25 protein-coding genes are annotated in these 25,523 nt (G+C 73.1%); 11 read left to right on the top strand and 14 right to left on the bottom strand.

Annotated elements, in window-relative coordinates; all coding sequences use genetic code 11:
* Positions 1–92 precede the first annotated feature (92 nt).
* Positions 93–815: an MgtC/SapB family protein gene (locus NUM_RS22820; RefSeq protein WP_207126954.1), complete on the top strand. Its 723-nt coding sequence runs from the start codon at positions 93–95 to the stop codon at positions 813–815.
* 171 nt (positions 816–986) lie between these two features.
* On the opposite strand, the gene NUM_RS22815 is transcribed toward NUM_RS22820, so the two are convergent.
* Positions 987–1,487: an Lrp/AsnC family transcriptional regulator gene (locus tag NUM_RS22815; protein ID WP_207126953.1), complete on the bottom strand. Its 501-nt coding sequence runs from the start codon at positions 1,485–1,487 to the stop codon at positions 987–989.
* 94 nt (positions 1,488–1,581) lie between these two features.
* Between NUM_RS22815 and NUM_RS22810 the strand changes: the two genes are divergently transcribed.
* Positions 1,582–2,832, top strand: a complete 1,251-nt coding sequence (locus tag NUM_RS22810) for an MFS transporter (protein ID WP_207126952.1) — start codon at positions 1,582–1,584, stop codon at positions 2,830–2,832.
* Positions 2,833–2,920: 88 nt separating this feature from the next.
* Here NUM_RS22810 and glyA read toward each other — a convergent pair whose 3' ends face one another.
* Complete coding sequence (gene glyA / locus NUM_RS22805; RefSeq protein ID WP_207126951.1) at positions 2,921–4,195, bottom strand: serine hydroxymethyltransferase; 1,275 nt, start codon at positions 4,193–4,195, stop codon at positions 2,921–2,923.
* A gap of 57 nt (positions 4,196–4,252) precedes the next feature.
* Entirely contained in the window at positions 4,253–4,546 is a 294-nt protein-coding gene (locus NUM_RS22800; RefSeq protein WP_207126950.1) for a DUF4235 domain-containing protein, read from the bottom strand.
* Positions 4,547–4,853: 307 nt separating this feature from the next.
* On the opposite strand from NUM_RS22800, the gene NUM_RS22795 reads away from it, so the two are divergent.
* From NUM_RS22795 to NUM_RS22760, 8 genes are all read left to right on the top strand, one after another.
* The gene (locus NUM_RS22795) at positions 4,854–5,555 is read left to right on the top strand and encodes a Crp/Fnr family transcriptional regulator (protein WP_225918779.1); all 702 of its coding nucleotides are present in this window, start codon (positions 4,854–4,856) and stop codon (positions 5,553–5,555) included.
* 182 nt (positions 5,556–5,737) lie between these two features.
* Complete coding sequence (locus NUM_RS22790) at positions 5,738–6,103, top strand: group I truncated hemoglobin (RefSeq protein ID WP_207126948.1); 366 nt, start codon at positions 5,738–5,740, stop codon at positions 6,101–6,103.
* 5 nt (positions 6,104–6,108) lie between these two features.
* The gene (locus NUM_RS22785; protein ID WP_207126947.1) at positions 6,109–7,296 is read left to right on the top strand and encodes a globin domain-containing protein; all 1,188 of its coding nucleotides are present in this window, start codon (positions 6,109–6,111) and stop codon (positions 7,294–7,296) included.
* Positions 7,293–7,892 (top strand): DivIVA domain-containing protein, encoded by a 600-nt coding sequence (locus tag NUM_RS22780; RefSeq protein WP_207126946.1) that lies wholly within the window; start codon positions 7,293–7,295, stop codon positions 7,890–7,892. Before NUM_RS22785 ends, NUM_RS22780 begins: the two co-directional genes overlap by 4 nt.
* Before the next feature lie 145 nt (positions 7,893–8,037).
* Entirely contained in the window at positions 8,038–8,949 is a 912-nt protein-coding gene (locus NUM_RS22775; RefSeq protein WP_207126945.1) for an ABC transporter ATP-binding protein, read from the top strand.
* Complete coding sequence (locus tag NUM_RS22770; protein WP_207126944.1) at positions 8,949–9,692, top strand: ABC transporter permease; 744 nt, start codon at positions 8,949–8,951, stop codon at positions 9,690–9,692. The genes NUM_RS22775 and NUM_RS22770 overlap by 1 nt, the downstream gene beginning before the upstream one ends.
* The gene (locus tag NUM_RS22765) at positions 9,680–11,128 is read left to right on the top strand and encodes a sensor histidine kinase (RefSeq protein ID WP_207126943.1); all 1,449 of its coding nucleotides are present in this window, start codon (positions 9,680–9,682) and stop codon (positions 11,126–11,128) included. Before NUM_RS22770 ends, NUM_RS22765 begins: the two co-directional genes overlap by 13 nt.
* Positions 11,125–11,748: a response regulator gene (locus tag NUM_RS22760; RefSeq protein WP_207126942.1), complete on the top strand. Its 624-nt coding sequence runs from the start codon at positions 11,125–11,127 to the stop codon at positions 11,746–11,748. Before NUM_RS22765 ends, NUM_RS22760 begins: the two co-directional genes overlap by 4 nt.
* A 30-nt stretch (positions 11,749–11,778) precedes the next feature.
* On the opposite strand, the gene NUM_RS22755 is transcribed toward NUM_RS22760, so the two are convergent.
* The 8 genes from NUM_RS22755 to NUM_RS22720 all read right to left on the bottom strand — a co-directional run bounded on the left by NUM_RS22755 (position 11,779) and on the right by NUM_RS22720 (position 21,804).
* Complete coding sequence (locus NUM_RS22755; protein WP_207126941.1) at positions 11,779–12,285, bottom strand: DinB family protein; 507 nt, start codon at positions 12,283–12,285, stop codon at positions 11,779–11,781.
* A 148-nt stretch (positions 12,286–12,433) separates the two neighbouring features.
* Complete coding sequence (gene hutH, locus NUM_RS22750; RefSeq protein WP_207126940.1) at positions 12,434–13,972, bottom strand: histidine ammonia-lyase; 1,539 nt, start codon at positions 13,970–13,972, stop codon at positions 12,434–12,436.
* Entirely contained in the window at positions 13,972–15,153 is a 1,182-nt protein-coding gene (hutI, locus tag NUM_RS22745) for an imidazolonepropionase (protein ID WP_207126939.1), read from the bottom strand. The genes hutH and hutI overlap by 1 nt, the downstream gene beginning before the upstream one ends.
* Before the next feature lie 111 nt (positions 15,154–15,264).
* On the bottom strand, positions 15,265–16,605 hold the full coding sequence (locus NUM_RS22740) for a formimidoylglutamate deiminase (protein ID WP_207126938.1): 1,341 nt from the start codon (positions 16,603–16,605) through the stop codon (positions 15,265–15,267).
* Positions 16,602–17,849 (bottom strand): allantoate amidohydrolase, encoded by a 1,248-nt coding sequence (locus NUM_RS22735; RefSeq protein ID WP_225918778.1) that lies wholly within the window; start codon positions 17,847–17,849, stop codon positions 16,602–16,604. Before NUM_RS22735 ends, NUM_RS22740 begins: the two co-directional genes overlap by 4 nt.
* A complete protein-coding gene (gene hutU, locus NUM_RS22730; protein ID WP_207126937.1) occupies positions 17,846–19,513 on the bottom strand; it encodes a urocanate hydratase in 1,668 nt (555 codons plus the stop codon). The genes NUM_RS22735 and hutU overlap by 4 nt, the downstream gene beginning before the upstream one ends.
* Positions 19,510–20,913 carry a purine-cytosine permease family protein gene (locus tag NUM_RS22725; RefSeq protein WP_225918777.1) on the bottom strand — a complete coding sequence of 468 codons (1,404 nt, stop codon included), beginning with the start codon at positions 20,911–20,913 and terminating at the stop codon, positions 19,510–19,512. The genes hutU and NUM_RS22725 overlap by 4 nt, the downstream gene beginning before the upstream one ends.
* A 24-nt stretch (positions 20,914–20,937) precedes the next feature.
* Complete coding sequence (locus tag NUM_RS22720; RefSeq protein WP_225918776.1) at positions 20,938–21,804, bottom strand: MurR/RpiR family transcriptional regulator; 867 nt, start codon at positions 21,802–21,804, stop codon at positions 20,938–20,940.
* 178 nt (positions 21,805–21,982) lie between these two features.
* Here NUM_RS22720 and NUM_RS22715 point away from each other — a divergent pair, with 178 nt between their 5' ends.
* On the top strand, positions 21,983–22,411 hold the full coding sequence (locus tag NUM_RS22715; protein ID WP_207126936.1) for an ATP-binding protein: 429 nt from the start codon (positions 21,983–21,985) through the stop codon (positions 22,409–22,411).
* A 114-nt stretch (positions 22,412–22,525) separates the two neighbouring features.
* Here the strand turns inward: NUM_RS22715 and NUM_RS22710 are convergent, their stop codons facing one another.
* The 3 genes from NUM_RS22710 to NUM_RS22700 all read right to left on the bottom strand — a co-directional run bounded on the left by NUM_RS22710 (position 22,526) and on the right by NUM_RS22700 (position 25,436).
* Positions 22,526–23,143 (bottom strand): GNAT family N-acetyltransferase, encoded by a 618-nt coding sequence (locus NUM_RS22710; RefSeq protein ID WP_207126935.1) that lies wholly within the window; start codon positions 23,141–23,143, stop codon positions 22,526–22,528.
* Positions 23,144–23,242: 99 nt separating this feature from the next.
* Entirely contained in the window at positions 23,243–23,908 is a 666-nt protein-coding gene (locus NUM_RS22705) for a response regulator (RefSeq protein WP_207126934.1), read from the bottom strand.
* Between the two features lie 241 nt (positions 23,909–24,149).
* The gene (locus tag NUM_RS22700; RefSeq protein WP_225918775.1) at positions 24,150–25,436 is read right to left on the bottom strand and encodes a sensor histidine kinase; all 1,287 of its coding nucleotides are present in this window, start codon (positions 25,434–25,436) and stop codon (positions 24,150–24,152) included.
* Positions 25,437–25,523 lie beyond the last annotated feature (87 nt).

The following is a 25,523-nucleotide window of genomic DNA, read 5'->3' as shown; positions in this document are numbered from 1 at the left end:
TCTTACGATTCATTTAACGCGATCTTCGGGGATCTTCCGCTACTGTTACCCGTCTCGCGATACCGCGAGAGGAAGGAGGATCCTCAACCGGTATGACCAATATAGTGGCGTTCGGTGAGCCCATCGGGCAGGGCTGGACGCAGATCGGCGAGCTCGCCCTGGCGTTGGTGCTCTGTACGGTCATCGGGCTGGAGCGCGAGCTGGCGCAGAAGGCGGCCGGGCTGCGCACGCACACCCTGGTCGGGGTCGGCGCGGCGCTGATCATGCTGATCTCCAAGTACGGGTTCAGCGACGTGGTCGGCCCGCACGTCGGGCTCGACCCGTCCCGGATCGCGGCGCAGATCGTGTCCGGCATCGGCTTCATCGGCGGCGGGCTGATCTTCGTCCGCCGCGACGCGGTCCGCGGCCTGACCACCGCCGCGGTGATCTGGATGTCGGCCGCGGTCGGCATGGCCTGCGGCGCCGGGCTGTGGCTGCTCGCGATCGTGGTGACCGCCGGCCACTTCCTCGTCCTGTACGGCTACCCGGCGATCGGCCGGCTGCTGCCCCGCTCGAAGTGGGCGCCGTCGAACCTGACGATGACCTACCGGGGTGGCCAGGGCGTGCTGCGCAACGCGCTCGCCGCCTGCACCGACCGCGGCGTCACCGTCGCCGAGATCTCCACCGAGCAGGTCGAGGAGGGTACCGGCGGGCGGGTGCAGGTCGCGCTGACGCTGCGCGGCGTGCGCGACCCCGGCGATCTTGCCGCCAGCCTGTCCGAGATCGACGGCGTGGTCACCGTGCGCGCCGGCGACGAGGAACGCAGTACCGACTGAGCGGGCGGTGCGGCGGGCTCACCGTGCCCGCCGCACCCTGCCGCCCTGCCGTGCCGCCGCGCCGCACGGCCGCGTCCCACCGCCGGCGCCGTGCCGCCGCGCCGCCGTGCCGCGGTGCCGCGCCGTGTCGCAGTTCCGCCGCGTACCGTGCCGCCGTGCTGCAACGCCGTGTCACCAGCCGTCCGCGGCGGTGATCTCGCCCGGCGCGCTGGGCGGCGGCTCGACCTCGTGCCGTTCGTACTGGGTGGACAGCACGATGTGCGACCGTGCCTCGCCGTGCCGCTCGCCGAGCTGTTCCAGGAATCCCTCCAGGTGCGCCATCGACGCGACCCGCACCTTGAGCAGGGTGCACGACTCGCTGGCGAGCTTGTGCACCTCGACGATCTCCGGGTAGTCGGCGGCGCGCGCGGTGCGCAGCAGGCACCGACCGGGCGCGCACCGCAGCATCAGGAACGCGGTGAGCGGCAGCCCGGCCCGGGCCGGGTCGACCCGGGCCTGGTAGCCGGTGACGACACCGGTGTCCTGCAACCGGCGGACCCGGTCGGCGACCGCCGGCGCCGACAGGTTCACCTTCCGGGCGAGCGACTTGTACGACTGGCGGCCGTCGGTCTGCAACTCGTGCAGGATGCGCCAGTCGAGGTCGTCGAGCGTGACGTTCGAACGAAAGGTCATCGCCGGCAATCTCCTTCCGTACGTCAGGTCAACGGCCCCGAACTCCGCGCCTCGGCCATTCAGTTGCCGGCGCGACTTTCCTAGCCTGCTTCGCATGGCAACCTACCCGGTACCCCCGCCGGCGCGCCGGCGCACGATGGGCTCCCTGTTCCTCGGCGCGGCCTGCGTCAACGCCGCGATGACCGTGGCCGGTACGGCCGCGACGCTGCTCGTCGCCGACCGGCTCGGCACCGGCTGGGCCGGCCTCGGCAGTACCGCCGGGGTCGCCGGCACCGCCGCCGGCGTGCTGCTGCTGAGCCGGGTGATGGCCCGCCACGGCCGGCGGACCGGCCTGCGCGCCGGTGCCCTCACCGGTACCGGGGGCGCTGCGGTGGCGACCGCCGGTGCCGCCGCCGGTTCGGTGGCGGTGCTGCTGGCCGGCATGCTGCTGCTCGGCGTGGGCAATGCCGCGGCGCAGCTCGCCCGGTACGCGGCGGCCGACGAGTTCACCGCGGGCCGGCGGGCGACGGCGCTCGGTGCGGTGGTGTGGGCCGGTACCGTCGGCGCGGTCGGTGGCCCGCTGCTGCTCGGGCCGGCGACCGGCTGGGCGGGCCGGTCCGGGTGGCCGCCGCTGACCGGTGCCTTCGCCCTGGCGCTGGCCTGCCTGGCGGCCGCCGTGGTGGCGTTCGCGCTGGTGGCGCGGCGCCCACCGGCCGACCGGGACGAGGCCGGGCTCGCGGCGGCGTGGCCGCTGCGGGCGCTGCTGGCCCGGCCCGACATCCGGCTCGCGCTGACCGCGATGCTGACCGCGCAGGTGGTGATGACCGCGGTGATGACCGCGGCGCCGCTGTCGATGCACCAGCACGGGCAGCCGATGGGGATGGTCGGGCTGGTGGTGTCGACGCACACGCTGGGGATGTTCGCGCTCGCGCCGGTGTCCGGCCGGCTGGCCGACCGGTTCGGTGGCCGTACGGTCGTCGCGGCCGGCCTGGCCACGCTGGCGCTCGCCGGCGTGCTCGTCACCGGTACCGCCGGGTCGACCGGCCCTGGGCTACCGGTGGCGCTGTTCGTGCTCGGCTACGGCTGGAACCTGGCCTTCGTCGGCGCGAGTTCCCTGCTGGTACGGGGGCTGCCCGGCGCGGTGGAGGCCCGGGTGCAGGGGCTGGTGGAGAGCTGGTCGTGGGCCGGCGGTGGTGCCGCGACGCTCGGCTCGACCGCGGTGCTCGGGGCCGCCGGCTACCCGCCGCTCGCGCTCGGCGCCGGCGCGCTGGTCGTGGTACCGGCGGCGCTGCTGGTCGCGCACCGCCGACGGCCGCCCGCCCGCCAGCCGCAACCGGAACCGGAGCGGGAGCGGGCGACCCGCTGAGCGGCCACCGGCCGCAACCGGAACCGGAGCGGGAGCGGGCGGCCCGCTGAGCGCGTGCCGGCCGGGTGGACCGGCCGGCACGCCGGGGTCACAGCGACGGGTACAGCGGGTACTTGTCGGCGAGGGCGGTGACCCGGTCGCGCAGCGCGGCGGCGCGGGCGTCGTCGAAGTCGGCCGACAGCGCGCCGGCGATGATGTCGGCGACCTCGGTGAACGCGTCGGTGTCGAAGCCGCGGGTGGCGAGCGCCGGGGTACCGATGCGCAGGCCGGAGGTGACCATCGGCGGGCGCGGGTCGAACGGCACCGCGTTGCGGTTGACGGTGATGCCGAGGTCGTGCAGCCGGTCCTCGGCCTGCTTGCCGTCCAGTTCGGAGTCGCGCAGGTCGACCAGCACCAGGTGCACCTCGGTGCCGCCGGTGAGCACCCGTACGCCGGCGGCGGCGAGCTCGGGGGCGCTCAGCCGCTCGGCGAGGATCTTGGCGCCGGCCAGGGTGCGCCGCTGCCGGTCGGCGAACTCGTCGGACGCGGCGACCTTGAACGAGACCGCCTTGGCCGCGATCACGTGCTCCAGCGGCCCGCCCTGCTGGCCGGGGAACACCGCGGAGTTGATCTTCTTGGCCAGCTCGGGGCTGTTGGTCAGGATGACGCCGCCGCGCGGCCCACCCAGCGTCTTGTGGGTCGTGGTCGTGACGATGTCGGCGTACTCGACCGGGTTCGGGTGCAGGCCGGCCGCGACCAGCCCGGCGAAGTGCGCCATGTCGACCAGCAGCAGCGCGCCGACCTCGTCGGCGATCTGGCGGAAGGCGGCGAAGTCGAGCTGCCGCGGGTACGCCGACCAGCCGGCGACGATCATCTTCGGCTTGTGCTCGACGGCGAGCCGACGCACCTCGGCCATGTCGACCCGGTGGTCGGTCTCGGCGACGTGGTAGGCGACCACGTGGTACAGCTTGCCGGAGAAGTTGATCTTCATCCCGTGGGTCAGGTGGCCGCCGTGCGCGAGGTCCAGGCCGAGGATGGTGTCGCCGGGGGTCAGCGTGGCGAACATGGCGGCGGCGTTGGCCTGCGCGCCGGAGTGCGGCTGGACGTTCGCGTACCCGGCGCCGAACAGGCCCTTGACCCGCTCGATCGCCAGCCGCTCGATCACGTCGACGTGTTCGCAGCCGCCGTAGTAGCGGCGGCCGGGGTAGCCCTCGGCGTACTTGTTGGTCAGCACGGAGCCCTGCGCGGACAGCACCGAGACCGGGGCGAAGTTCTCCGAGGCGATCATCTCCAGCGTCGACTGCTGCCGGTGCAGCTCGGCGCCGATGGCCGCCGCGACCTCGGGGTCGGTGTCGGCGAGGGAACGGTTCAGCAGGTCGGTCATGCCCCCATCCTCCCCGCAGCGGGCAGGCCGCCGAAAGCCGGGTGACCGGTTGCCCGCTCAGGCCTCGATCTCGGCCGGTTCGCGCTCGTGACCTGGGGGTTCGTTGCCGGTGACCTGGCGCCACACGCGCGCCGCACCGCGCGCCGCGAGCAGCTCGGCGGCGGCCATCGCGACCCCGGACAGCGCCGCCCAGGTGAGCGTCTCGCCCCAGCTGGCCTCGAAGTCGTTGGACGGCCGCGGCGGATCTTCGTGTCGTATCGCGCGCCAGCCGACGGCGACCGCCTTGCGCGCGACGAACCCGAGCGGCAGCGCGAACGCCAACCCGGTCAGCTTCCAGCCCACCTTGCCCATGGCCGCCACGTCCGGCCCACCCCCTCGCCCGAATCCGTACGTGCATCGTGCCACGTCCCGAAACACAACACACCGGGACGCCCGGACCGGTCCCGAGCCGCGTCTCCGGCCACGGCACGCCAGCGAACCCGGACCTGCACCCCGTACCTGGCGGTCAGGTCTCGAACCGTCAACGCGACGAGCGGTACTGGACGAAGCCGCCGAATGGCGGGTTCGTCCTGGGTTCATTCCGTTGAACTCTGGGTTGCGGGGGGTACACGCTAGCCTTTTGGAGGAAGGTGACCCTTTCGGGGGGAGGTCGGGACGGTTGGATCGCTGGCGCGCTGTTCCGAACGACCCGTTGCGCGGGGTCGCCTTGTTCGCCGGGCTCGACCTGCGCAGCCGGCGCCGCCTTGCCGCGAGCGCCGAGTCCCGGGTGTACCGGGAGGGGCAGGTGCTGTTCCGCGAGGGCGACCCGGGCGACGTGCTGTTCGTGCTCCGGCACGGCGCCGTCGCGGTGTACCGGTCGGGGCCGGGCGGCGACCGTGCCGTGCTGACGCTGGTGCGCGCCCCGAACGTGCTGGGGGAGATCTCGCTGCTCGACGGGGCGCCGCGGTCGGCCTCGGTGGAGGCGATCGCGCCGACCGAGGCGCTGGTGCTGCCGCGCACCGCGTTCCTGGACCTGGTGCACACCGATCGGCGGTTGATGGACGAGGTGTTCCGGGCGATGGGCGCGATGGCCCGGCGGCTGACCGAGCAGAAGGCCGACCACATCTTCCTGGACCTGCCCGGCCGGGTGGCGAAGACGCTGGTGCGGCTGCTCGCCTCGGTCGAGGACGAACACGATCCGCTCGGATTGAGTCAGAGCCGGGTGGCCGAGCTGGTGGGCGGTTCGCGGCAGAGCGTCAACCAGGTGATCCGGACGTTCGCCCACCGCGGGTGGCTGCGCACCGAGGGGCGCTCGATCGTGCTGACCGACCTCGCCGCGTTGCGGCGCCGGGCCGGCCTGCCGGAACACCCCGACTCCTGAACGTCCACTTTGGACCAGCCGGTCCGTGCTCGGCACGTTCTGGCAGGTGATCCGGGGACGTTACCGATTCTTGAGTTATCTCACCCGATCCGCATGTGGGGTGGTTTCGGGGTATCGCCGGCCCTGCCCGCTCACTACACTCCATCGACCATCGTCGATAAACAACGACATGGAGGATGATGGTGGGCGAGCACACGAGCGACTACGAACGAATCGGCGGCGGCGACGCGGTCCGGCAGGTGGTGGGCCGGTTCTACGAACTGGTGCTGGCCGACCCGGAGCTGGCCGACTACTTCGTCGGATCCGACCTGGTCCGGCTCAAACGACACCAGGCGCTGCTGATCTCCCAGGTACTCGGCGGCCCCGCAGAGTACGACGGGCGCGCGCTCGGCGCCGCGCACCGCGGCATGGGCATCAGCTCCGACGACTTCGGTCGGGTGGTGGTGCACCTGGTCAGCGCGTTGCGCGAGGCGCGCGTCGCGGAGGACATCATCGGCCGGGTCGGTGACGTGCTCGGCGGTACCAAGGCGGAGATCGTCGAGGCCTGAGCCGGATGGATCCGCAGGCACTCAAGGACAGTTGGGCCAACACGGCGCGGCACGGCGACGAGGTGCCGCTGTTCTTCTACTCGCACCTGTTCCTGACCCATCCGGAGACGCGCAGCATGTTTCCGATGTCGATGGCCGGGCAGCGCGACAAGCTGGTGGCGGCGCTGGGCCGGATCGTCAGTGACGTGGACCGGCTGGACGAGGTGTTGCCGTTCGTCCAGCAGCTGGGCCGCGACCACCGGCGCTTCGCGGTACTGGCCGAGCACTACCCGGCGGTCGGCGAGTCGCTGCTCGCCACCCTGGCGCACTTCTCCGGTCCACAGTGGACAGAATCGCTCGCGGGGCAGTGGGCCGAGGCGTACGGGCTGGTCGCGCAGGTGATGATCGAGGCCGCGGCGGAGTCGGCGAAGCACACGCCGCCGTGGTGGAACGCCGAGATCGTCGGCATCGAACGGCGCGGCCTGGACGTCGCGGTGCTGCAGGCCCGCACCGACCACCCCTACCCGTACCAGCCGGGGCAGTCGGCGGCGGTCGAGTTCTCCCGCCGGCCGCGGCTCTGGCGGTACCTGACGCCGGCGAACGCGCCGCGCGCGGACGACACGCTCGAACTGCACGTCAAGATCGTGGACGGCGGGCAGGTGAGCACCGCGCTGGTGCAGTCGGCCGCGCTGGGCGACACGCTGCGCATCGGCGCCCCGGTCGGGGCGGCGCTGCTGCTGCCCGAGGACGGTACCGACCTGCTGATGGTCGCCGGAGCCACCGGCCTGGCGCCGCTGCGGGCGCTGCTGGAGCAGATCGACCGGCAGTGGCAGGCGGACCGGACGCAGCGGCGGGTCGACCTGTTCCACGGCGCGCGCACCGAGGCCGACCTGTACGAGCACCAGCTGCTCGGCGAGCTGGCCGCGGCCCGACCGTGGTTCCGGTACGTACCGGTGGTCTCGCACGACGCGAGTTTCTCCGGCCAGCGTGGCCTGGTCGGTGACGTCGCCGCGGGTACCGGCGGTTGGTCCGACCGGCGTTGCCTGGTGTGCGGGTCGCCGAACATGGTGCGGCACACCGTGTCCGCGCTGACCTCGGCCGGGGTGCCGGCCGAGCAGGTGCGCTACGACGAGTTCACGGCGGGCGCGGAACCGACGCCGGAACCGGCGGTGGCCGCGCCGGCCGGTATCGCTGGGGGAAGGTGGGGACAGTGACCGTGACCGACCAGGGCGCCCCGAGGCGGGTGCCGCTCAGCGCGGAACGGGTGCGGACCACCACGTTCTCCCGGCCGCCGTTCGGCCGCCGCGGCTTCCACGAGGACGAGGTACGGATGTTCCTCAACCGGGTCGCCGACGACCTCGCGGCGGCCGACGCGGAGAAGGCGGCGCTGCGCGCCGAGATCGGCCGGCTGACCAACTACTACCGGGAGCACGGTCAGGATCCGGACGCCGAGGCGCAGCGGTCCCGGGTCAGCGTCGAGGCGGTCAACCTGATGAGCCAGGCGCAGCAGGCCGCCGACTCGCACGTCGCGCAGGCGGAGGAGTACGCCCGCAAGCTGGTGGCGCAGGCCCGGCAGCGCTACGAGGACCTGCTGCAGCACGCCCAGGACCAGGCGAAGCAGGCGGCATCGGAGGCGCAGCGGGCGGCGGATGCGTTGCCCGCGCACGCCACCGAGGCCGACCGCGCCGCGCTGGAGCAGAAGGTCACCTACCTGCGTACCTTCGCCGAGGTCACCGAGGTACAGCTGCGCTCGGTGCTGGAGGCGCTGACCCGCGAGGTGGACAAGCTGGGCGACGTACCCAAGCCGTGAACCGGGGCCGGTCATCCACCGATCGGTGGATGGCCGGCCTCCACCGGCCTGCCGGTACCGGTGCCGTCTCGTGGTCGATCCGGTCGCGCCGCGGCGCTGGAACCCTCGTACCCGACACCGAACGCTGTCGGGAGGGAGGCCGGCCGTGCCGGTCATCGAGGTGCGCGGGCTACGCAAGACGTACGGGGAGAAGGTCGCCGTCGACGACGTGTCGTTCGACGTGGCGCAGGGCGAGATCTTCGGCATCCTCGGGCCCAACGGGGCCGGCAAGACCACCACCGTCGAGTGCGTCAGCGGGCTGCGCTCCCGCGACGCCGGCACCATTCGGGTACTGGGGGCAGACCCGCGCGCCGAGCGCGACCAGGTCCGCCGGGTGCTCGGCGCGCAGCTGCAGGAGTCGGCGCTGCCGGACAAGATCACCGTGGTCGAGGCGCTGAAGCTGTACGCGTCCTGCTACCGGGAACCGGCCGACTGGCGCGCGCTGGTCGAGCGGCTCGGGCTCACCGACCGGCTGCGCACCCGGTACCAGAAGCTGTCGGGCGGGCAGAAGCAGCGGCTGGCGATCGCGCTGGCGCTGATCGGCCGGCCCCGGATCGCGGTACTCGACGAGCTGACCACCGGGCTGGACCCGCAGGCCCGCCGGGACACCTGGAACCTGATCGAGGAGATCCGCGCCGACGGGGTGACCATCCTGCTCGTCACCCACTTCATGGAGGAGGCGGCGCGGCTGTGCGACCGGGTCGCGGTGATCAACGCCGGCCGGCTCGCCGCGCTCGACACCCCGGACGGTCTGGTGTCCACAGTGGACGACAGCCAGCAGATCAGGTTCCGGCCGTCGAAGCCGGTCGACACCGCGCTGCTGGCCGCGCTGCCCGGCGTCACGTCCATCCGCCGCGACGGCGCCGAACTGCTCGTCAGCGGTACCGGCAACGTGCTGGCCGAGGTGGTCGGCACCCTCGCCGCGGCCGGCATCCTCGCCGAGCACCTGCGGATGGACAGCGCCAGCCTGGACGACGCCTACCTGGCGTTGACGTCGAACACCGAGGGAGAGCAGTGATGTCGTCGTTCGCCGTACTCGTCCGGACCGAGGCGAAGCTGTTCCTGCGCGAGCCGATGGCGGTGTTGTGGGCGATCGCGTTCCCGCCGCTGCTGCTGGTCATCCTGGGCTGCGTACCGGCGTTCCGGGTGCATCAGCACGAGCTGGGCGGCCTGCGGGTGATCGACCTGTACGTGCCGATCATGATCCTGTTCGTGGTGGCGATGACGGCGGTCAACACGCTGCCCGGCGCGATCAGCCTGTACCGGGAGCGCGGCGTGCTGCGCCGGCTGGCGACCACGCCGATGCCGGCGTCCCGGCTGCTGCTCGCCCAGGTCGTCGTCAACGTCGCAGTCGAGGTGCTGGTGCTGCTGCTGGTGGTGGCCATCGGCCGGATCGGGTTCGGGGTGGCGCTGCCGCGAGCGCCGCTCGGCTACCTGGTGGCGTTCCTGCTGGTGCTGTGCGCGATGCTGGCGCTGGGCATGATGGTCGCCGCGGTCGCGCCGAACACGAAGGTGAGCAACGCGCTGGGGATGATCCTGTTCTTCCCGCTGATGTTCTTCGCCGGGCTGTGGCTGCCGGTCGCCGCGATGCCGGCCACGCTGCGCCACATCGCCGAGTTCACCCCGTCCGGTGCGGCCACCCAGGCGCTCGGCGACGCGGCCGCCGGCTCCTGGCCGGGCTGGGTCCACCTGGTCGTACTGGCCGGGTACGCGGTGGTGTTCGGTACCGTGGCGGTGCGTTCGTTCCGGTGGGACAGCTGAGCGGGATGGGGGTCGTGGTGGCGTTCGAGCAGCCCCGGTCGATCACCGAACCGGACGGTGTGCCGCACCGGCGCGACCGGTCCCGGCCGGTGTCCTGGGAGGACCGGTTCGCGACCGTCTACCGGTTCCTGCCGTACGGGCTGGCGGCCGCCGCGGTGGTGCTCGCCGCGTTCAGCGGGTTCGACCCGGCCCGGATGTGGTGGATCGGAGCCGGCGCGCTGGTCACCGTGGCCTGGGTCGGCTGGTTCGAGACCCTGCATCCCGAGTGGGAGCACGAGCGGCCCGCGCTGACCACGTTCTACCTGCTCGTCCGGTTGGCGCTGACCGCCGTGCTGGTCGTGCTCGACCCGTGGTGGGGGCTGTTCGCCTGGCTCGGCTACATCGACTTCTTCCGGGCGAACCTGCTCGGTGGCCGGATCACCACCGGCATCGGGGTCGCGGCCACCGCCGCGCTGCTCGCCGGTACCCAGATCGGCGGGTTCCAGAACCTCTCCGGCGCGTTCGTCGGTGCCTACCTGGTCATGCTGCTGCTGAACCTGGTGCTGGCCGGAACGCTGGGCGCTTCCTTCTCGTACGTCGCGGTGCGCAACGAGCAGCGTCGGGTGGCGCTGGTGGAGCTGGCCGAGGCGAACCGGAAGCTGTCCGAGACGCTGCGGGAGAACGCCGGGCTGCACGCCCAGCTGCTCACCCAGGCCCGGGAGGCCGGGGTACGTGACGAGCGGGCCCGGCTGGCCCGGGAGATCCACGACACCATCGCGCAGGGGCTGGCCGGGATCATCACCCAGTTGCAGGCGGCGCAACGGGTACCGGACTCGACCGGGTACGTGCAGACGGCGCTCGGACTGGCCCGGGACAGCCTGGGCGAGGCGCGCCGTTCGGTCCAGGCGCTGCGCCCGCTGCAACTGGAGGACGCGACGCTGCCGGTCGCGCTGCAACGGACCATCGAGGCGTGGGCCCGGCGGGAGGCGCCGAGCGCCACCCTGGTCACCACCGGTACCGCCCGGCCGCTGCACCCGGAGATCGAGGCGACGCTGCTGCGGGTCGCGCAGGAGGCGCTGGCCAACGTCGCCCGGCACGCGCGGGCGGCACGGGTGGGCGTCACACTGTCGTACATGGAGGACGTGATCAGCCTGGACGTGCGGGACGACGGTGTCGGGTTCGACCCCGCCGCGCTGCCCGCCGACGGCGGCCACCCGGACGCGGCCTTCGCCGGCCCCGGCGATCAGGACCCGGCCAGTGGCGCGACGGCCGGCGCCCGCTCCGCCGGCGGCGGTCCGGCGGACGGCGCCGACCGGGCGGATGGTGGGTTCGGGTTGATCGGGATGCGGCAGCGGGTCTCCCGGCTGGCCGGCGAGCTGACCGTCGAGTCCGAGCCGGGCAACGGCACCGCGGTGTCGGCGACGGTACCGGCGGTGCCGGCGGGTGCCGCGGCATGATCCGGGTGCTGCTGGTCGACGACCACCCGGTGGTACGGGACGGGCTGCGCGGCATGCTCGCCGACGCCGACGACATCGAGGTGGTCGGCGAGGCCGGTGACGGCGCCGAGGCGGTGGACGTGGCCGCGGTGCGCTCGCCCGACGTGGTGCTGATGGACCTGCGGATGCCCCGGGTCGACGGGGTCGCTGCGATCCGCCGGCTCGCCGCGCGCGGCCTGCCGGCCAGGGTGCTGGTGCTCACCACCTACGACACCGATCAGGACGTGGTACCAGCGATCGAGGCCGGCGCCACCGGATACCTGCTCAAGGACACCCCGCGAGACCAGCTGTGCCAGGCGATCCGGGCCGCGGCCCGCGGGGAGGCGGTGCTGTCCCCGTCGGTCGCGGGGCGGTTGATGGGCCGGATGCGGGAGCCGGCCACCGAACCGCTCAGCAACCGCGAGCTGGAGGTACTCGGGCTGATCGCGCAGGGCTGCACCAACCGCGACGCCGCCGGCCGGCTGTTCATCAGCGAGGCGACGGTCAAGACGCACCTGCTGCACATCTACGCGAAGCTCGGCGTCAACGACCGCGCCGCCGCCGTGGCCACCGCCTTCTCCCGCGGTCTGCTCCGCACCTGACCCCGGCTCGGGACCGGCGGCGGGCGGGGATCAGTCGCCGGTGCGGCCGTCGAGGCGTTCCCGGAGCAGGTCGGCGTGGCCGTTGTGCCGGGCGTACTCCTCGATCAGGTGGGTGAGGATGTAGCGCAGCGAGTAGACCTGGTCCTGGTAGCTGCCGGTGTCGTCGAGCGAGCCGGCCGCGGCGATGATCTCGTCGGCGAGCGCGCACTCCTCGTTCCAGGCGGCGAACGCCTCGTCCGGATCGGCGTCCTCGACCGCGAACTCGACCTCGGGCCGGGCCTGCGGATCCCACCGGGGCGGGATGTCCTCGCCGTCGAAGACGAACCGGAACCAGCTTCGCTCCACATCGGACAGATGCCGGGCCAGGCCGAGCAGTGACAGGTCCGACGGCGGCACCGCCCTGGTACGCAGCTGTTCGGTGCTCAGCCCGGCGCACTTGATCGCGAACGTCTGCCGCTGGTAGGTCAGGAACGCCGTCAGCATGCCGAGCTCGTCGGCCTGGTGCGGCGGATCCCGCCGATCCGGTACCTCGATCATCCCCCGCATCCTGCCAGCCACGCCGCCGGGTGGCCACCCGATTCGGGCGATGCACCCGAGCCCGGCCGTCCGGATGCCGGCCGGCGGCCGAGCCCACCCGCCCGGAACTCTCGTGATTCCCGGAGTTCCGGGCGGGCCGAGACAGACCCTAGGCGAGGGTGCCGATGGCGGCCTCGATCTCGGTACGCAGCTCGGTACCGACCAGCAGCGCGCGGCTGTGCTCCAGGATCGGCGCGAGGAACTCGTCCGGCCCGGGCTCCCCAGCCACCTCGGCGATCCGGCGTACCGCGATGGCACCGGCCGGGCTCGGCGTCAGCGGCGCCCGCAGTTGCAGGCCGCGGCAGGCGGCGAGCAGCTCGACCGACAGCAGGTGCGACAGGTTCGCCAGTACGGTGCGCAGCTTGTGCGCCGCCGACCAGCCCATCGAGACGTGGTCCTCCTGCATGCCCGAGGTCGGGATCGAGTCGGTCGACGCCGGTACGGACAGCCGCCGGTTCTCCGCCACCACGCCGGCCGCGGTGTACTGCGCGATCATCAGGCCGGAGTTGACCCCCGGGTCGGGAGACAGGAACGCGGGCAGCTCGCGCGAGCGGGCCACGTCGAGCAGCCGGTCGACCCGGCGCTCGGAGATCGAGCCGACCTCGCTCGCCGCGATCGCCAGGTAGTCGGCGGCGAAGCCGAGCGGTGCGCCGTGGAAGTTTCCGGTCGACTCGACCCGGCCGTCCGGCAGCACCACCGGGTTGTCCACCACCGACACCAGCTCGCGCGCGGCCACCTGGACCGCGAACTCCAGGGTGTCCCGCGCCGCGCCGGCGACCTGCGGCGCGCACCGCATCGAGTACGCGTCCTGTACCGCGTGCGTCAGGTCGTCGCGGTGCGAGTCCATGATGGACGATCCGGCCAGCAGCCGGTGGATGTTCGCCGCGGACGCGGCCTGGCCGGGATGCGGCCGGATCTCGTGCAGCTCCGGCAGGAACGGCCGGTCCGAGCCGAGCATCGCCTCGACCGCGAGCGCGGCGGTCACGTCGGCCATGGTGAACAGGTGCCGGGCGTCGGCGATCGCGAGCAGCAGCATGCCGAGCATGCCGTCGGTACCGTTGATCAGCGCCAGGCCCTCCTTGCTGGCCAGCGCGATCGGGCTCAGGCCGGCGGCGGCCAGCGCCTCGGCGCCGGGGATGCGGCGACCGTCCGCGGTGCGTACCCAGCCCTCACCGAGCAGCACCAGCGCGCAGTGCGCGAGCGGGGCGAGGTCGCCTGACGCGCCGAGCGAACCGTGCCGCGGCACCCACGGCGTGACGTCCGCGTTGAGCAGCTCGACCAGCGACTGCGCCACCAGCGGCCGGACGCCGGAGCGGCCCATCGCGAGCGACCGGATGCGCAGCAGCATCATCGCCCGGACCACCTCGGTGGGCATCGCGTCGCCCATCCCGGCCGAGTGCGACCGGATCAGCGCGTGCTGCAGTTCGGCCCGCCGCGCCGGCTCGATGAACGTGTTGGCGAGCGCGCCGAACCCGGTGGACACGCCGTACACGGCGCGCTCGTCCCGCTCGATCGAGTCCACGATGGACCGGCTGGCCCGCATCGCGGCCAGCGCCGCCTCGGACAGCTCGACCCGGGCACCGTGCCGGGCCACCGCGATCACCTGCTCCGGCGTCACCGAGTCGGGGCCGACGGTCACCTTCTTCATCACGAGTTCCCTTGCTGGTAAGCGATTTCCCCGTTCGCCACGACGGTGTGGACGAGCGGGACTCCCGGCCGGTAGGCCAGGTGGACATGGCTGGGCGCATCGAGCACGACCAGGTCGGCCGACGCGCCGGTGGTGATCGTGCCGACGTCGGTACGGCGCAGCGCCGCGGCACCGCCCGCGGTCGCGCACCACAGCGCCTCCGCGGGCGTCAGGTGCATCTCCCGTACCGCCAGCGCGAGGCAGAACGGCATCGACGAGGTGAACGACGACCCCGGGTTGCAGTCGGTGGCGAGCGCCACGGTGACGCCGGCGTCCAGCAACCGGCGGGCCGGCGGGTACGGCGAGCGGGTGGAGAACTCGACGCCGGGCAGCAGCGTGGCCACCGTGCCGCCGCCCGCCAGCGCGTCGACGTCCGCGTCGGACAGGTGGGTGCAGTGGTCCACCGCGGCGGCGCCGAGCTCGACCCCGAGCCGTACGCCGGGGCCCTCGCCGAGCTGGTTCGCGTGCAGCCGCGGGGAAAGCCCCTTCGCGATGCCCGCGGTCAGCACCGCGCGGGACTGGTCGGCGTCGAACGCGCCGCGCTCGCAGAACGCGTCCACCCAGCGGGCGTGCGGCGCGCAGGCGTCGAGCATCGGACCGCACACCAGCGCCACGTAGTCGTCCGGGCGGTCCGCGTACTCTTCCGGTACCACGTGCGCGCCGAGGAACGTGGTCTCCGGCGTGACGCGGCGCGCGATGCGCAGCAGCCGCGCCTCGGCGTCCACGCCCAGCCCGTACCCGGACTTCGTCTCGAACGTCGTCGTACCCTGCCGGGTCAGCTCCCGTTGCAGGTAGGCGAGGTTCGCCGACAGCTCGGTGTCCGCCGCCGCGTTGGTCGCGGCCACGGTGCGCCGGATCCCGCCGCCGGTGTAGCGCTCACCGGCCATCCGGGCGGCGAACTCACCGGACCGGTCACCGGCGAACACCAGGTGGGTGTGGCTGTCCACGAAACCGGGGATCACGGCGCGGTTCGACGCGTCGACCCGCACGTCGCACGCCGGTGCGCCGCCGGTCGGGCCGATCCAGGCGATCTGCCCGTCCACCGCGACCACCGCGGCATCGCGCCGGATCGCCAGCCGATCCCGGCCACCGGGCTCGTTCGTGACCAGCTCGCCGATCCGGTCCACCAGCAGCGAACTCATGAACCGTCCCCCCGCGTCGGAACGCCCAGCAGGCGCCACGTCACGCGACACCCGTGACTCGCTCGCGCACGCTCGCTCATGAACCTTCCTTCCGTGGCCGTGCGATCCCGGTCATGCCAGTACCTCCCGGATGGTGGCGGACAGCTCGCCGGCGACGTCGTCGACGAGCAGGTGCCGGCCGTCCTCGACGACCGGGCGACCGTCCACGATGACCGAACGGACATCCGTTGCGGTGGCGGCGAACACGGCCGCGGCGAGCGGCTCGTCCGCCCCGGCGGTACGCACCGAGTCGAGGGCCACGGTGACCAGGTCGGCCGGTGCACCGGCGGCGAGCCGGCCGGCATCCGGGCGGCCGAGCGCGGCATGGCCGGCACCGGTGGCGGCGGCGAGCAGCTCGCCGGCGGTGAAGTGGCCGCGCCGTTCGGTGGCGAGCCGTTCGTGCATCTCGACCGCGCGTGCCTCGGCGAGCGGGTCGATCACCGCGTGGCTGTCGCTGCCGAGGCTGAGCCGGCAGCCGGCGTCGACCAGCGCGCGCGCCGGGCCGATCCCGTCGGCCAGTTCCCGTTCGGTGGTCGGGCACAGGCAGACCCCGACGCCGGCCGCGCCCAGCGCGGTGACGTCGTCGGCGGCCGGATGGGTGGCGTGTACCGCGGTGAGGTTCGGCCCGAGCAGCCCGTGCTCGGCGAGCAGCTGCGTCGGCGTACGCCCGTGGAACGCCTGGCACGCCTCGTTCTCGGCCCGTTGCTCGGACAGGTGCACGTGCAGCGGTGCGTCGCCGACCCGCTCGGCGAAGCCCCGCAGCGCGGTCTCCGGCACCGCCCGGACCGAGTGGATCGCGGCGCCGCGGGTGGCGTGCGGACCGAGCTCGATCTTCTCGTACCGGCGCTGCCAGGCGTCCGCGTCGGCGTCGGCGAACCGTTGCTGTACCGGCGAGAGCGGCTGGTAGCCGCGGTCGGTGAGGCCGCCGGTCCGGTAGAGCGTGTCGAGCAGGCAGATCCGGATGCCGGCCTGCCGAGCCGCCTCGACCAGTGCCTCGCCCATCGCGTTCGGGTTCGCGTAGCCGGCGCCGTTCGGGCCGTGGTGCAGGTAGTGGAACTCGCCGACCGCGGTGATGCCGGCCAGCGCCATCTCGGCGTAGACCGCCCGGGCCAGCCGCAGGTACGAGTCGGGGTCGAGCCGCGACGCCACCTGGTACATCCGGTCCCGCCAGGTCCAGAACGTGCCGCCGCCGTCGTGGGTACGGCCGCGCAGCGCCCGGTGGAACGCGTGCGAGTGCGCGTCGGCGAACCCGGGCACGGTGAGCCCGCCGAGCCGCCTCGACCCGGCGGGCGGTTCGTCCACCGTGGACGTCACGGCGGTGACCACACCGCCGGACTCCTCGATCAGCACGCCGGGCTCGGCCGGCCGGGCCGGATCGCCGAGCCAGGCGTACTCGCACCAGTATTCGCTCACGCGAGCTCCCGCAGCGCCGCGGTCAGCGCCCGTACCCCGGCCAGGCAGTCGACGTCGTCGGTGGTCTCGGCGGGGGAGTGCGAGACGCCCGTCGGGTTGCGGACGAACAGCATCGCGGTCGGTACGCCGGCGTCGGACAGGATGCCCGCGTCGTGCCCGGCGCCGGTACCGAGCAGCGGCAGCGGATCGGTGCTGCCCACCGTGATGCCCGCGTTGCCGAGGCTGGTCGCGAGCCGCCGGGCCAGCGCGTCGTCGAACCGGATCGGCGGGGTGACCGACTCGGCGGTCACCGTCAGGGTCGTGCCGTCCCGGCCGACCCGGTCCCGGGCCTGCCGTTCCAGCTCGATCAGCATCGACTCCAGGGTGGTGGCGTCCGCAGCGCGGGCGTCCAGCCAGCCGGTCACCGCGGACGGGATCGCGTTGGTCCCGTTGGGTCGCACCGCGACGCGGCCGAAGGTGGCCCGCGCGTCGTGCAGCCGGGCCTGCTTGTTCGCCGCGAGCGCGGTCATCGCGTAGCTGAGCATCGGGTCGTGCCGGTCGGCCATCGCGGTGGTACCGGCGTGGTCGGCGGTGCCGGTGAAGTCGAACCGCCACCGGCCGTGCGGCCAGATGCCGGTACCGACTCCGACCGGCGCGCCGGTGTCCACCAGCCCCTTGCCCTGCTCGATGTGCAGCTCGACGTAGTGGCCGATCCGGCTCAGCCGGGCCGGATCCGGCCCGAGCCGGGAGACGTCGGCACCGGCCGCGGCCATCGCGTCGACCAGGGTGGTACCGGCCGGGTCGGTCAGCGCCGCACCGCGCTCGACCGGCAGCGCGCCGGTCAGCAGCCGGGAGCCCAGGCAGGCGACCCCGAACCGGGACCCCTCCTCCTCGCAGAACGCGACCACGCCGATCGGCCGGGACGGGGTCACGCCCTGCGCCCGCAGGGCGTCCACGGCGAGGAACGCGGACACCACGCCGAGCGGACCGTCGTACGCGCCGCCGTGCGGCACCGAGTCGAGGTGGCTGCCGGTCACCAGCGCGTCGCCCGCGGCCGGGTCACCCCACCAGGCCCACAGGTTGCCGTTGCCGTCGGTCTCGACCGCCATCCCGCGCGACTTCGCCTGGTCGGTGAACCAGCCCCGGCAGGCCAGCTCCGCGTCGGTGTACCCGTGCCGCAGGTACCCACCGTCGGACGCGGCGCCGATCGGCAGCAGCTGCTCCCACAGCGTGCGGAAGGCGTCCCGTTCGTCCACAGTGGTCACTGCGCATCGCCCTCGCGCATCGGGATCCGCAGCCCGTCTCGCTCGGCGACGTGCTCGGCCAGCTCGTACCCGGCGTCCACGTGCCGGATCACGCCCATCGCCGGGTCGTTGGTCAGCACCCGGTCGAGCTTCGCGGCGGCGAGCGCGGTCCCGTCGGCGACGGTGACCTGGCCGGCATGGATCGAGCGGCCCATGCCGACCCCACCGCCGTGGTGGATCGACACCCATGTCGCCCCGGACGAGGTGTTCACCAGCGCGTTGAGCAGCGGCCAGTCGGCGATCGCGTCGGAGCCGTCGGCCATCCCCTCGGTCTCCCGGTACGGCGAGGCGACCGAACCGGAGTCCAGGTGGTCGCGGCCGATCACCACCGGCGCGGACAGCCGGCCGTCGGCGACCATCTCGTTGAACCGGGCGCCCGCCTGCGCCCGCTCGCCGTAGCCGAGCCAGCAGATCCGCGCCGGCAGCCCCTGGAACGCGACCCGCTCGCCGGCCATCCGGATCCACCGGGCGAGCTGTTCGTTGTCCGGGAACAGGTCCAGGATCGCCTCGTCGGTGGCGTGGATGTCGGCCGGGTCGCCGGACAGCGCCGCCCACCGGAACGGGCCCTTGCCCTCACAGAACAGCGGCCGGATGTAGGCGGGTACGAAACCGGGGAACGCGAACGCGCGCTCGTACCCGCCGAGCTGTGCCTCGCCGCGGATCGAGTTGCCGTAGTCGAACACCTCCGCGCCGGCGTCCAGGAAGCCCACCATCGCCTCGACGTGCTTGGTCATCGCCGCGCGGGCCCGGTCGGTGAACTCCTCCGGCTTCTTCGCCGCGTAGTCGGGCGCGTCGCCGGGATCGATGCCCTCCGGCAGGTACGACAGCGGGTCGTGCGCGGAGGTCTGGTCGGTGACGATGTCCACCGGTACGCCGCGGCGCAGGATCTCCGGCACCAGCGTGGCGGCGTTGCCGACCACCCCGACCGACAGCGCGCGCCGCTCCTTCTTCGCCTGTACCGCAAGGGAGATGCCCTCGTCCAGGTCGGACGCGATGGTGTCCAGGTAGCGGGTGTCGACGCGGCGCTGCAGCCGGGTGCGGTCCACGTCGATGATCAGGCAGACGCCGTCGTTCATCGTCACCGCAAGCGGTTGCGCGCCGCCCATGCCGCCGCAGCCGGCGGTGAGGGTCAGCGTGCCGGCGAGGGTGCCGTGGAACCGCTTGGCCGCGACCGCGGCGAACGTCTCGTAGGTGCCCTGCAGGATGCCCTGGGTGCCGATGTAGATCCAGGAACCGGCGGTCATCTGGCCGTACATCATCAGGCCGAGGTGCTCCAGCTTGCGGAACTCCGGCCAGCTGGCCCAGTCGCCGACCAGGTTGGAGTTCGCGATCAGCACCCGCGGCGCCCACTCGTGCGTCTGCAACACCCCGACCGGCTTGCCGGACTGCACCAGCAGCGTCTCCTCCGGCCCGAGCGTACGCAGGGTGCGCACGATGGCGTGATACGCCGGCCAGGAGCGTGCCGCGCGGCCGGATCCGCCGTACACCACCAGATCCTCGGGGCGCTCGGCCACCTCCGGATCGAGGTTGTTCATCAGCATCCGCAGCGGCGCCTCGGTCTGCCAGCTCCGCGCCGACAGGGTGGTGCCGCGCGGGGCGCGGATCGGTTCGGTCGGTGCGGTCACGTGAGCGCCTCGCTTTCTTCTCGGAACAGCCCGGCCGCCTGCTCGGCGCGTACCACCGGGCGCATCAGTACGTAGTAGAGGACCGCGGACACGATCAGGCCAAGTATCCAGGAGATGTCCGCGTCGCCGAGGTGTTTCACCATCGGGCCGGTGTAGAAGCTGGAGGAGATGAACGGGATCTCGACCGCGACGCCGATCAGGTACGCGGCCATCGCCCGCCAGTTGACGTTGCCGTACCTGCCGTTCGGGTCGAAGATCGCGGCCAGGTCGTAGCGTTCCTTGCGCAGCAGGTAGAAGTCGGCCAGGTTGATCGCCGTCCACGGGATCAGGAAGTAGGCGAGGAACAGGATGAAGTTCTCGTAGTTGGCGAGGAAGTCGCCGCGGCCGGCGAGCGCCACCGCGGTGCCGACCACCGCGGCGCCGACCACGAACGACACCCGCAGCCGGGACGTCACGCCGAACGGCCGGATCGCGGTGAGCGTGGTCGTGGCGGACATGAACATGCCGTACAGGTTCAGGACGTTGATGGCGATCACGCCGAGGATCAGCACCACCGAGACGACGTCGCCGGTGTGCGCCGGGGCCAGGCCGACCACCGACGCGACGTCGGCGCCCTTCGGCACGATGACCGCGGTGATCGCCGCACCCAGCCACATCATCCAGATCGCACCGATCGCGCTGCCGGCGTACGTCCACCAGAACGCCGCCGTCCTCGACGTGCGGCGCGGCAGGTAGCGGGAGTAGTCCGCCACGTACGGGGCGAACGTGATCTGCCAGGTCGCCGCGACCGCGACTACGGCGAGGAAGCTGCCGAAGCTGGTGTGTCCGAAGTGGATGGACGAGCCGACCGGGTGGTGCACCAGCAACAGCACCGTCAGCACCACGAAGGTGATCCCGCTGACCAGGCTGATCCACCGCTCGTAGCTGTGGATCAGCCGGTAACCGTACGCGGCGAGTACCGTGCAGACGATCGACACCAGCACGATGCACAGCACGTCGGGCCAGCCGGTGACCGCGTGCAGCGCGTCGCCGCCGAGCACCGCGGACGAGGCGAAGAACCCGACGTACATCAGCAGGACCAGGATCAGCGGCAGGATCGCGCCGCGGAAGCCGAACTGGGCCCGGCTCTGGATCATCTGCGGGATGCCGAGTTTCGGCCCCTGCGCCGAGTGCAGCGCCATGAACACCGCGCCGAACAGGTTGCCGATCGCGAGCGCCACCAGCGCCCAGCCGAGCGACAGCCCCAGCGCGATGCCGAGCGCACCGGTGACCACCGTGGTGATCTGCATGTTGCCGGCGAACCAGACGGTGAACAGGCTGCGCACCGACCCGTGCCGCTCGGCCTGGGGGACGATGTCGATCGACCGCCGCTCCACGGCGGTGCGCTCACCGTCCATCATGGACCGTCCACACAGGATGCCTCCTCATGGCACGAACAGTCCGCGGCGGGCCGCGGACGCCTCGAACTGCTCCAGCCGGTCCTGGGTGCGCGCCGGCTCGGCGTCGCAGATCGCCTGCAGCAGCACCATCGCGAGCACCATCGGTGCGCCGTGCACGTCGAACACCAGCTGCGAGCCGACCGGCGCCGGCAGCACCAGGTCGGACTCGGCCGCGGCCGGGCTCATCGGGCTGTCGGTCACCGTCACCACGGTCAGTCCGGCGTCCCGGGCGGCCCGGATCGCGGCCAGCGCCTCGGCCGGGTAGCGCGGCAGCACGAACGTCAGCAGCGCCGCCGCCCCGGCGTCGCGTGCCTGCTCGATCTGGTCCACCAGCTGACTGCCACCGCCGCCGAGCACCCGCACGTCCGGCTGCACCTTCGCGGCGAAGTAACCGAAGTACTCGGCGATCGGCCGCGCCGCGCGCAGCCCGAGCACCGGCAGCGGCCGGGAGGCGGACAGCGCCGCGGCGGCGGCCAGTACCGGCTTCGGGTCGGCGAGGAAGTCCGACAGGCTGGCGAGGTTGTCGCGCTCGGCGGCGACCGCGCGCTGCCACTCGTTGCGGCGCGCCTCGTCGGTGGTCTCGGCGGCACCGGTGGCGTCGAGCCCGATCAGTTCCCGGATCCGCTGCCGCAGCGCGGGGTAGCCGTCGTGGCCGAGCGCGGTGGCGAACCGGGTGACCGACGGCTGGCTGACCCCGGCCAGTTCGGCGACCTCGCTGGCGGACAGGTAGCCGGCGCGGGGCGCGTGCTCGACGAGCGACTGCGCGATGCGCCGCTGCGTCGGCGTCAGCCGCTGCCCGGCGAACAGGGCGAGCAGCCGCGACGACGGGCTTTCCGGTACCGACTCCACCACGCCCGCAGCCTATGCATGGATGCTTTCATCGGTCAAGGCGCTGAATCAAGCTATGCAGTGAGAGTTTCGTGCGAAATGTCTGGTCGAACGCGTAGTCCCTCCCCAGTTCCCCGCAACAGAGCGGGAATCCCGCGCTCGACGGCATGAAAACACCGGCCCCTGGGTACCAGATCGAACGATGGACGTGGATCGGGAGCTACGGATCGAGCCGTACCGGGGCGCCGCGCGGGCGGCCCGGCGGTTCGTCGAGGACGCCGTCCGCGACTGGCGGCTCGGCGCCCGCGCCCGCGAGATCACCCTGGTCAGCCACGAACTGATCGCGAACGCGTTCCTGCACGCCCGCTCCGCCGCGCTGCTCCGGCTGCGCCGGCGTTCCGAGTCGCTGGTGGTCGAGGTCGCCGACACCGACCCCCGGCTGCCCTGCCCGACGCTGGTACCCAGCCTGGTGCGCACCTCCGGCCGCGGCCTGATGATCGTCGAGCTGCTGTCGGTACGCTGGGGCGCCCGGCCGGTCGACGGCGGCAAGGTCGTCTGGGCCGAACTGCCGCTCACCGGCGTCCGGCACAGCCTCGACGCGCCATCCGCCCGCCCCCGCGACCGGGTGTAGCGGTCCCGCCGCCCGGTTGATCATGGCGCCGATCCGGTCGCGACGCGGTTACCGGCTACGCCACACGATGATCGACAACGTGCCGTCGCCGGCGGCGGTCACCGAGGAGCCGGGTCATCGAGGGCCGGCGGAGACCGCGGCGGCCAGGCGGTCGCGGTGTGCCGGCCATTCGTCGGCGAGCAGCGCGAAGTCCAGTTCGGTCGCCCACTCGCCCTTGAAGAACTCGCTCTGCACCAGCCGCGCCTCCGGCCGCATGCCGAGCCGGCGAGCCATCCGCGCCGACGCGTCGTTGCGCTCGTCCAGCCGGGCGACGACCCGGTGCAACCCGAGCCCGTCGAACGCCAGGTCGAGCAGGGCCGCAGCCGCCTCGGTCGCGTACCCCCGGCCGGCGAAGTCGGGATTGATCACGTACCCGAGTTCGCCGCCCCGGTGCTCCCGGCTGTGGAAGAACAGCACCAGGTCGCCGATCAGTTCGCCGGTCGCGACCAGCTCGACACCGAGCAGCAGCGCCTGGCCGGCATCGGTGAGCGCGGTCGTGGTCCACCGGCTGGCGATCGACTCCACCACCTCGGCCCGGTCCATCGGCTCGAACGGCAGATAACGACAGACATCCGCCCGCCCCCGGTACGCCAGGACCGCGTCCACGTCGTCGGCCGTCACCGGCCGCAGCAACAGCCGCGGCGTGCGAACCGGATAGGTCGGATGCAACTCGAGCCGTCGATCTTCTGCCATGGCCGCCATCATGCCAACCGCCCCGCCGAGCCGACCGGCAATTTCTCCCGCCGCAGACCGCCCGCCGCTCGCCGCCGCTGGCTTCGCGTCGGCCGCGGCTCAGGTCAGCCAGCCGGGCCGCACCAGACCCGACTCGTACGCGATGACGACCAGCTGGGCGCGGTCCCGGGCGGCGAGCTTCACCATCGCGCGGGACACGTGCGTCTTCGCCGTCGCCGGGCTGACCACCAGCTTCGCGGCGATCTCCTCGTTGGACAGCCCCTGCCCGGCGAGCGTCAGCACCTCCCGCTCCCGGTCGGTCAGCGCCGCGAGCTGCGGGTACTGCCGGGGCTGCTGGGCGCGCAGCGCGAACTCGGCGATCAACCGCCGCGTCACGCTCGGCGACAGCAGCGCGTCGCCGCGCGCCACCGCCCGTACCGCGGCGACCAGTTCGGCCGGCTCGGTGTCCTTGACCAGGAACCCGGACGCGCCCGAGCGGATCGCCTCGAACACGTACTCGTCCAGCTCGAACGTGGTCAGGATGACCACCCGGACCGCGGCCAGTCGCTCGTCCGCGACGATCCGGCGGGTGGCGTCGAGCCCGTCCGCGCCGGGCATCCGGATGTCCATCAGCACGACGTCGGGCACCAGCCGGCGGATCTCGGTGACCGCCTCGTCGCCGTCGGCGGCCTCGCCGACCACCTCGACGTCGTCCTCGGCGTCCAGCAACGCGCGGAACCCGGCCCGTACCAGCGCCTGGTCGTCGGCCAGCAGTACCCGGATCACGATGCCTCCCCGTCCCGCCGTACCCGGCTCACGTCCCCTGCCCGGCTCCGGATCGCGGTCCCGGTTCGGGCCGCCCGGACCGCGGTCCCAGCTCGGGCGGTCCGGACCGCGGTCCCAGCTCGGGCGGTCCGGATCGTGGTGCCCGCTGAGGTGGTCGGGATCGCGGTGCCGGTTCGGGCGGTCCGGACCGCGGTGCCCGCTCGGATGGACCGGCTCGCCGTGCCCGGTCGGATGGTCCGGGTCACGGGGCCTCCCGGTCCAGCGGGAACGTCGCCACGACCCGGAAACCGCCGCCCGGCAGCGGGCCGGCGGTCAGGCTACCGCCCAGCGCGGTCGCCCGTTCCCGCATGCCCGGGATGCCGTTCCCGCCGCCGGCGCCGATCGGGTCGTCGCCGTCCGCCGCCGGGTCCGCAGCGTCGGGATCGGGCCAGGCCTCGCCGGACCGCGTCGGGCCCGGCCCGCCCGTACCGTCGTCGGTCACCAGCACGGTGAGCAGCTGCGGCCGGTACGCCAGCGACACCACCGCCTCGGTGGCGTGCGCGTGCCGGTACACGTTGGTCAGCGCCTCCTGCACGATCCGGTACGCGGCGAGATCGACCTCGACCGGCAGCGGGCGCTGCGCCCCGGTCACCGTGGTGCGCACCGGCAGTCCCGCCGACACCAGCCGGCCGGTCAGCTCGTCCAGCCCGTCCAGGCCCGGCGTGGGGGAGTGCGCCGCGTACGTCTCGGCGCGCAGCACCGCGAGCGCCGAGCGCATCTCGCCCAGCGCCTCCTTGCTCGCCTGCTTGATCACCGTCAACGCGGTACGCGCCTGCTCCGGCCGCTGGTCCATCAGGTGCAGCGCCACCCCGGCCTGCACGTTGATCAGCGAGATGTTGTGCGCCAGCACGTCGTGCAGCTCCTGGGCGATGCGCAGCCGCTCCTCGTTCGCCTGCCGCCGCTCCCGCTCCGCCCGGATCCGGCGCTGCACCGCCACCCGCTGCCGGTGCACCCGGTACAGCTCGGACAGGGCGAGGATCGCGGCCACCGCGGCGACGTGCCCGAGCACCCAGGTCCAGCCCATCGTGCCGTGCTCGATCGCCCAGTAGAGCAGGAAGTACACCACCAGCGCGCCGATGCCGCACAGCCAGGCCAGCACCCGGTACCCGGCCACCACCGCCATCACCAGCACCACCGCGAACGCGGTGAACTGCGGCCCGTACGGGAAGCCGAGGCCGTAGTAGCCGACCGTGGCGGCCGTCGTCACCACCAACGCCGGCGCCGGCCACCGCCGGCTGAACAGCAACGCCACCGGCCCGACGAACAGCAACAGCAGCGTCGGCGCGTCCAACGGCTGGTGCACCTGCTTCGCCGCGTAGTGGGTGCCCACCACCGACACCGCCGCCACCAGCAACGCGACCATCGGTACCGTCCAGCCGCGCGCCGGCCAGCCACTCAGCCGCTGCGCCGGCGGGCACGACACGTCGCTGCGGTCGACCGGATCGTCGGCCGTACCGCGGCGTACCCGCCCCACCACACCCCACCGCACGTGCCCACGGTAGGCCGCGACCCCGCCCGGCACATCGTCCCCGGATCGACCCGCCGCCTACTCCCACCGTGGTACGCCCACCCGCCG

Source organism: Actinocatenispora comari, from assembly GCF_017312725.1.
Classification (GTDB): Bacteria; Actinomycetota; Actinomycetes; order Mycobacteriales; family Micromonosporaceae; genus Actinocatenispora; species Actinocatenispora comari.
This window is presented reverse-complemented; position numbering and strand designations above follow the sequence as displayed.

What these genes read in the sequence shown, in the direction of transcription:
- glyA (WP_207126951.1), bottom strand. Translation starts at nt 4,195, where the DNA reads ATGACCGACCTGCTGAACCGTTCCCTCGCCGACACCGACCCCGAGGTC.
- NUM_RS22820 (WP_207126954.1), top strand. Translation starts at nt 93, where the DNA reads ATGACCAATATAGTGGCGTTCGGTGAGCCCATCGGGCAGGGCTGGACG.
- NUM_RS22715 (WP_207126936.1), top strand. Translation starts at nt 21,983, where the DNA reads ATGGACGTGGATCGGGAGCTACGGATCGAGCCGTACCGGGGCGCCGCG.
- NUM_RS22710 (WP_207126935.1), bottom strand. Translation starts at nt 23,143, where the DNA reads ATGGCAGAAGATCGACGGCTCGAGTTGCATCCGACCTATCCGGTTCGC.
- NUM_RS22760 (WP_207126942.1), top strand. Translation starts at nt 11,125, where the DNA reads ATGATCCGGGTGCTGCTGGTCGACGACCACCCGGTGGTACGGGACGGG.
- NUM_RS22800 (WP_207126950.1), bottom strand. Translation starts at nt 4,546, where the DNA reads ATGGGCAAGGTGGGCTGGAAGCTGACCGGGTTGGCGTTCGCGCTGCCG.
- NUM_RS22785 (WP_207126947.1), top strand. Translation starts at nt 6,109, where the DNA reads ATGGATCCGCAGGCACTCAAGGACAGTTGGGCCAACACGGCGCGGCAC.
- hutH (WP_207126940.1), bottom strand. Translation starts at nt 13,972, where the DNA reads ATGAAGAAGGTGACCGTCGGCCCCGACTCGGTGACGCCGGAGCAGGTG.
- NUM_RS22725 (WP_225918777.1), bottom strand. Translation starts at nt 20,913, where the DNA reads ATGATGGACGGTGAGCGCACCGCCGTGGAGCGGCGGTCGATCGACATC.
- NUM_RS22815 (WP_207126953.1), bottom strand. Translation starts at nt 1,487, where the DNA reads ATGACCTTTCGTTCGAACGTCACGCTCGACGACCTCGACTGGCGCATC.
- NUM_RS22755 (WP_207126941.1), bottom strand. Translation starts at nt 12,285, where the DNA reads ATGATCGAGGTACCGGATCGGCGGGATCCGCCGCACCAGGCCGACGAG.
- hutI (WP_207126939.1), bottom strand. Translation starts at nt 15,153, where the DNA reads ATGAGTTCGCTGCTGGTGGACCGGATCGGCGAGCTGGTCACGAACGAG.
- NUM_RS22810 (WP_207126952.1), top strand. Translation starts at nt 1,582, where the DNA reads ATGGCAACCTACCCGGTACCCCCGCCGGCGCGCCGGCGCACGATGGGC.
- NUM_RS22770 (WP_207126944.1), top strand. Translation starts at nt 8,949, where the DNA reads ATGTCGTCGTTCGCCGTACTCGTCCGGACCGAGGCGAAGCTGTTCCTG.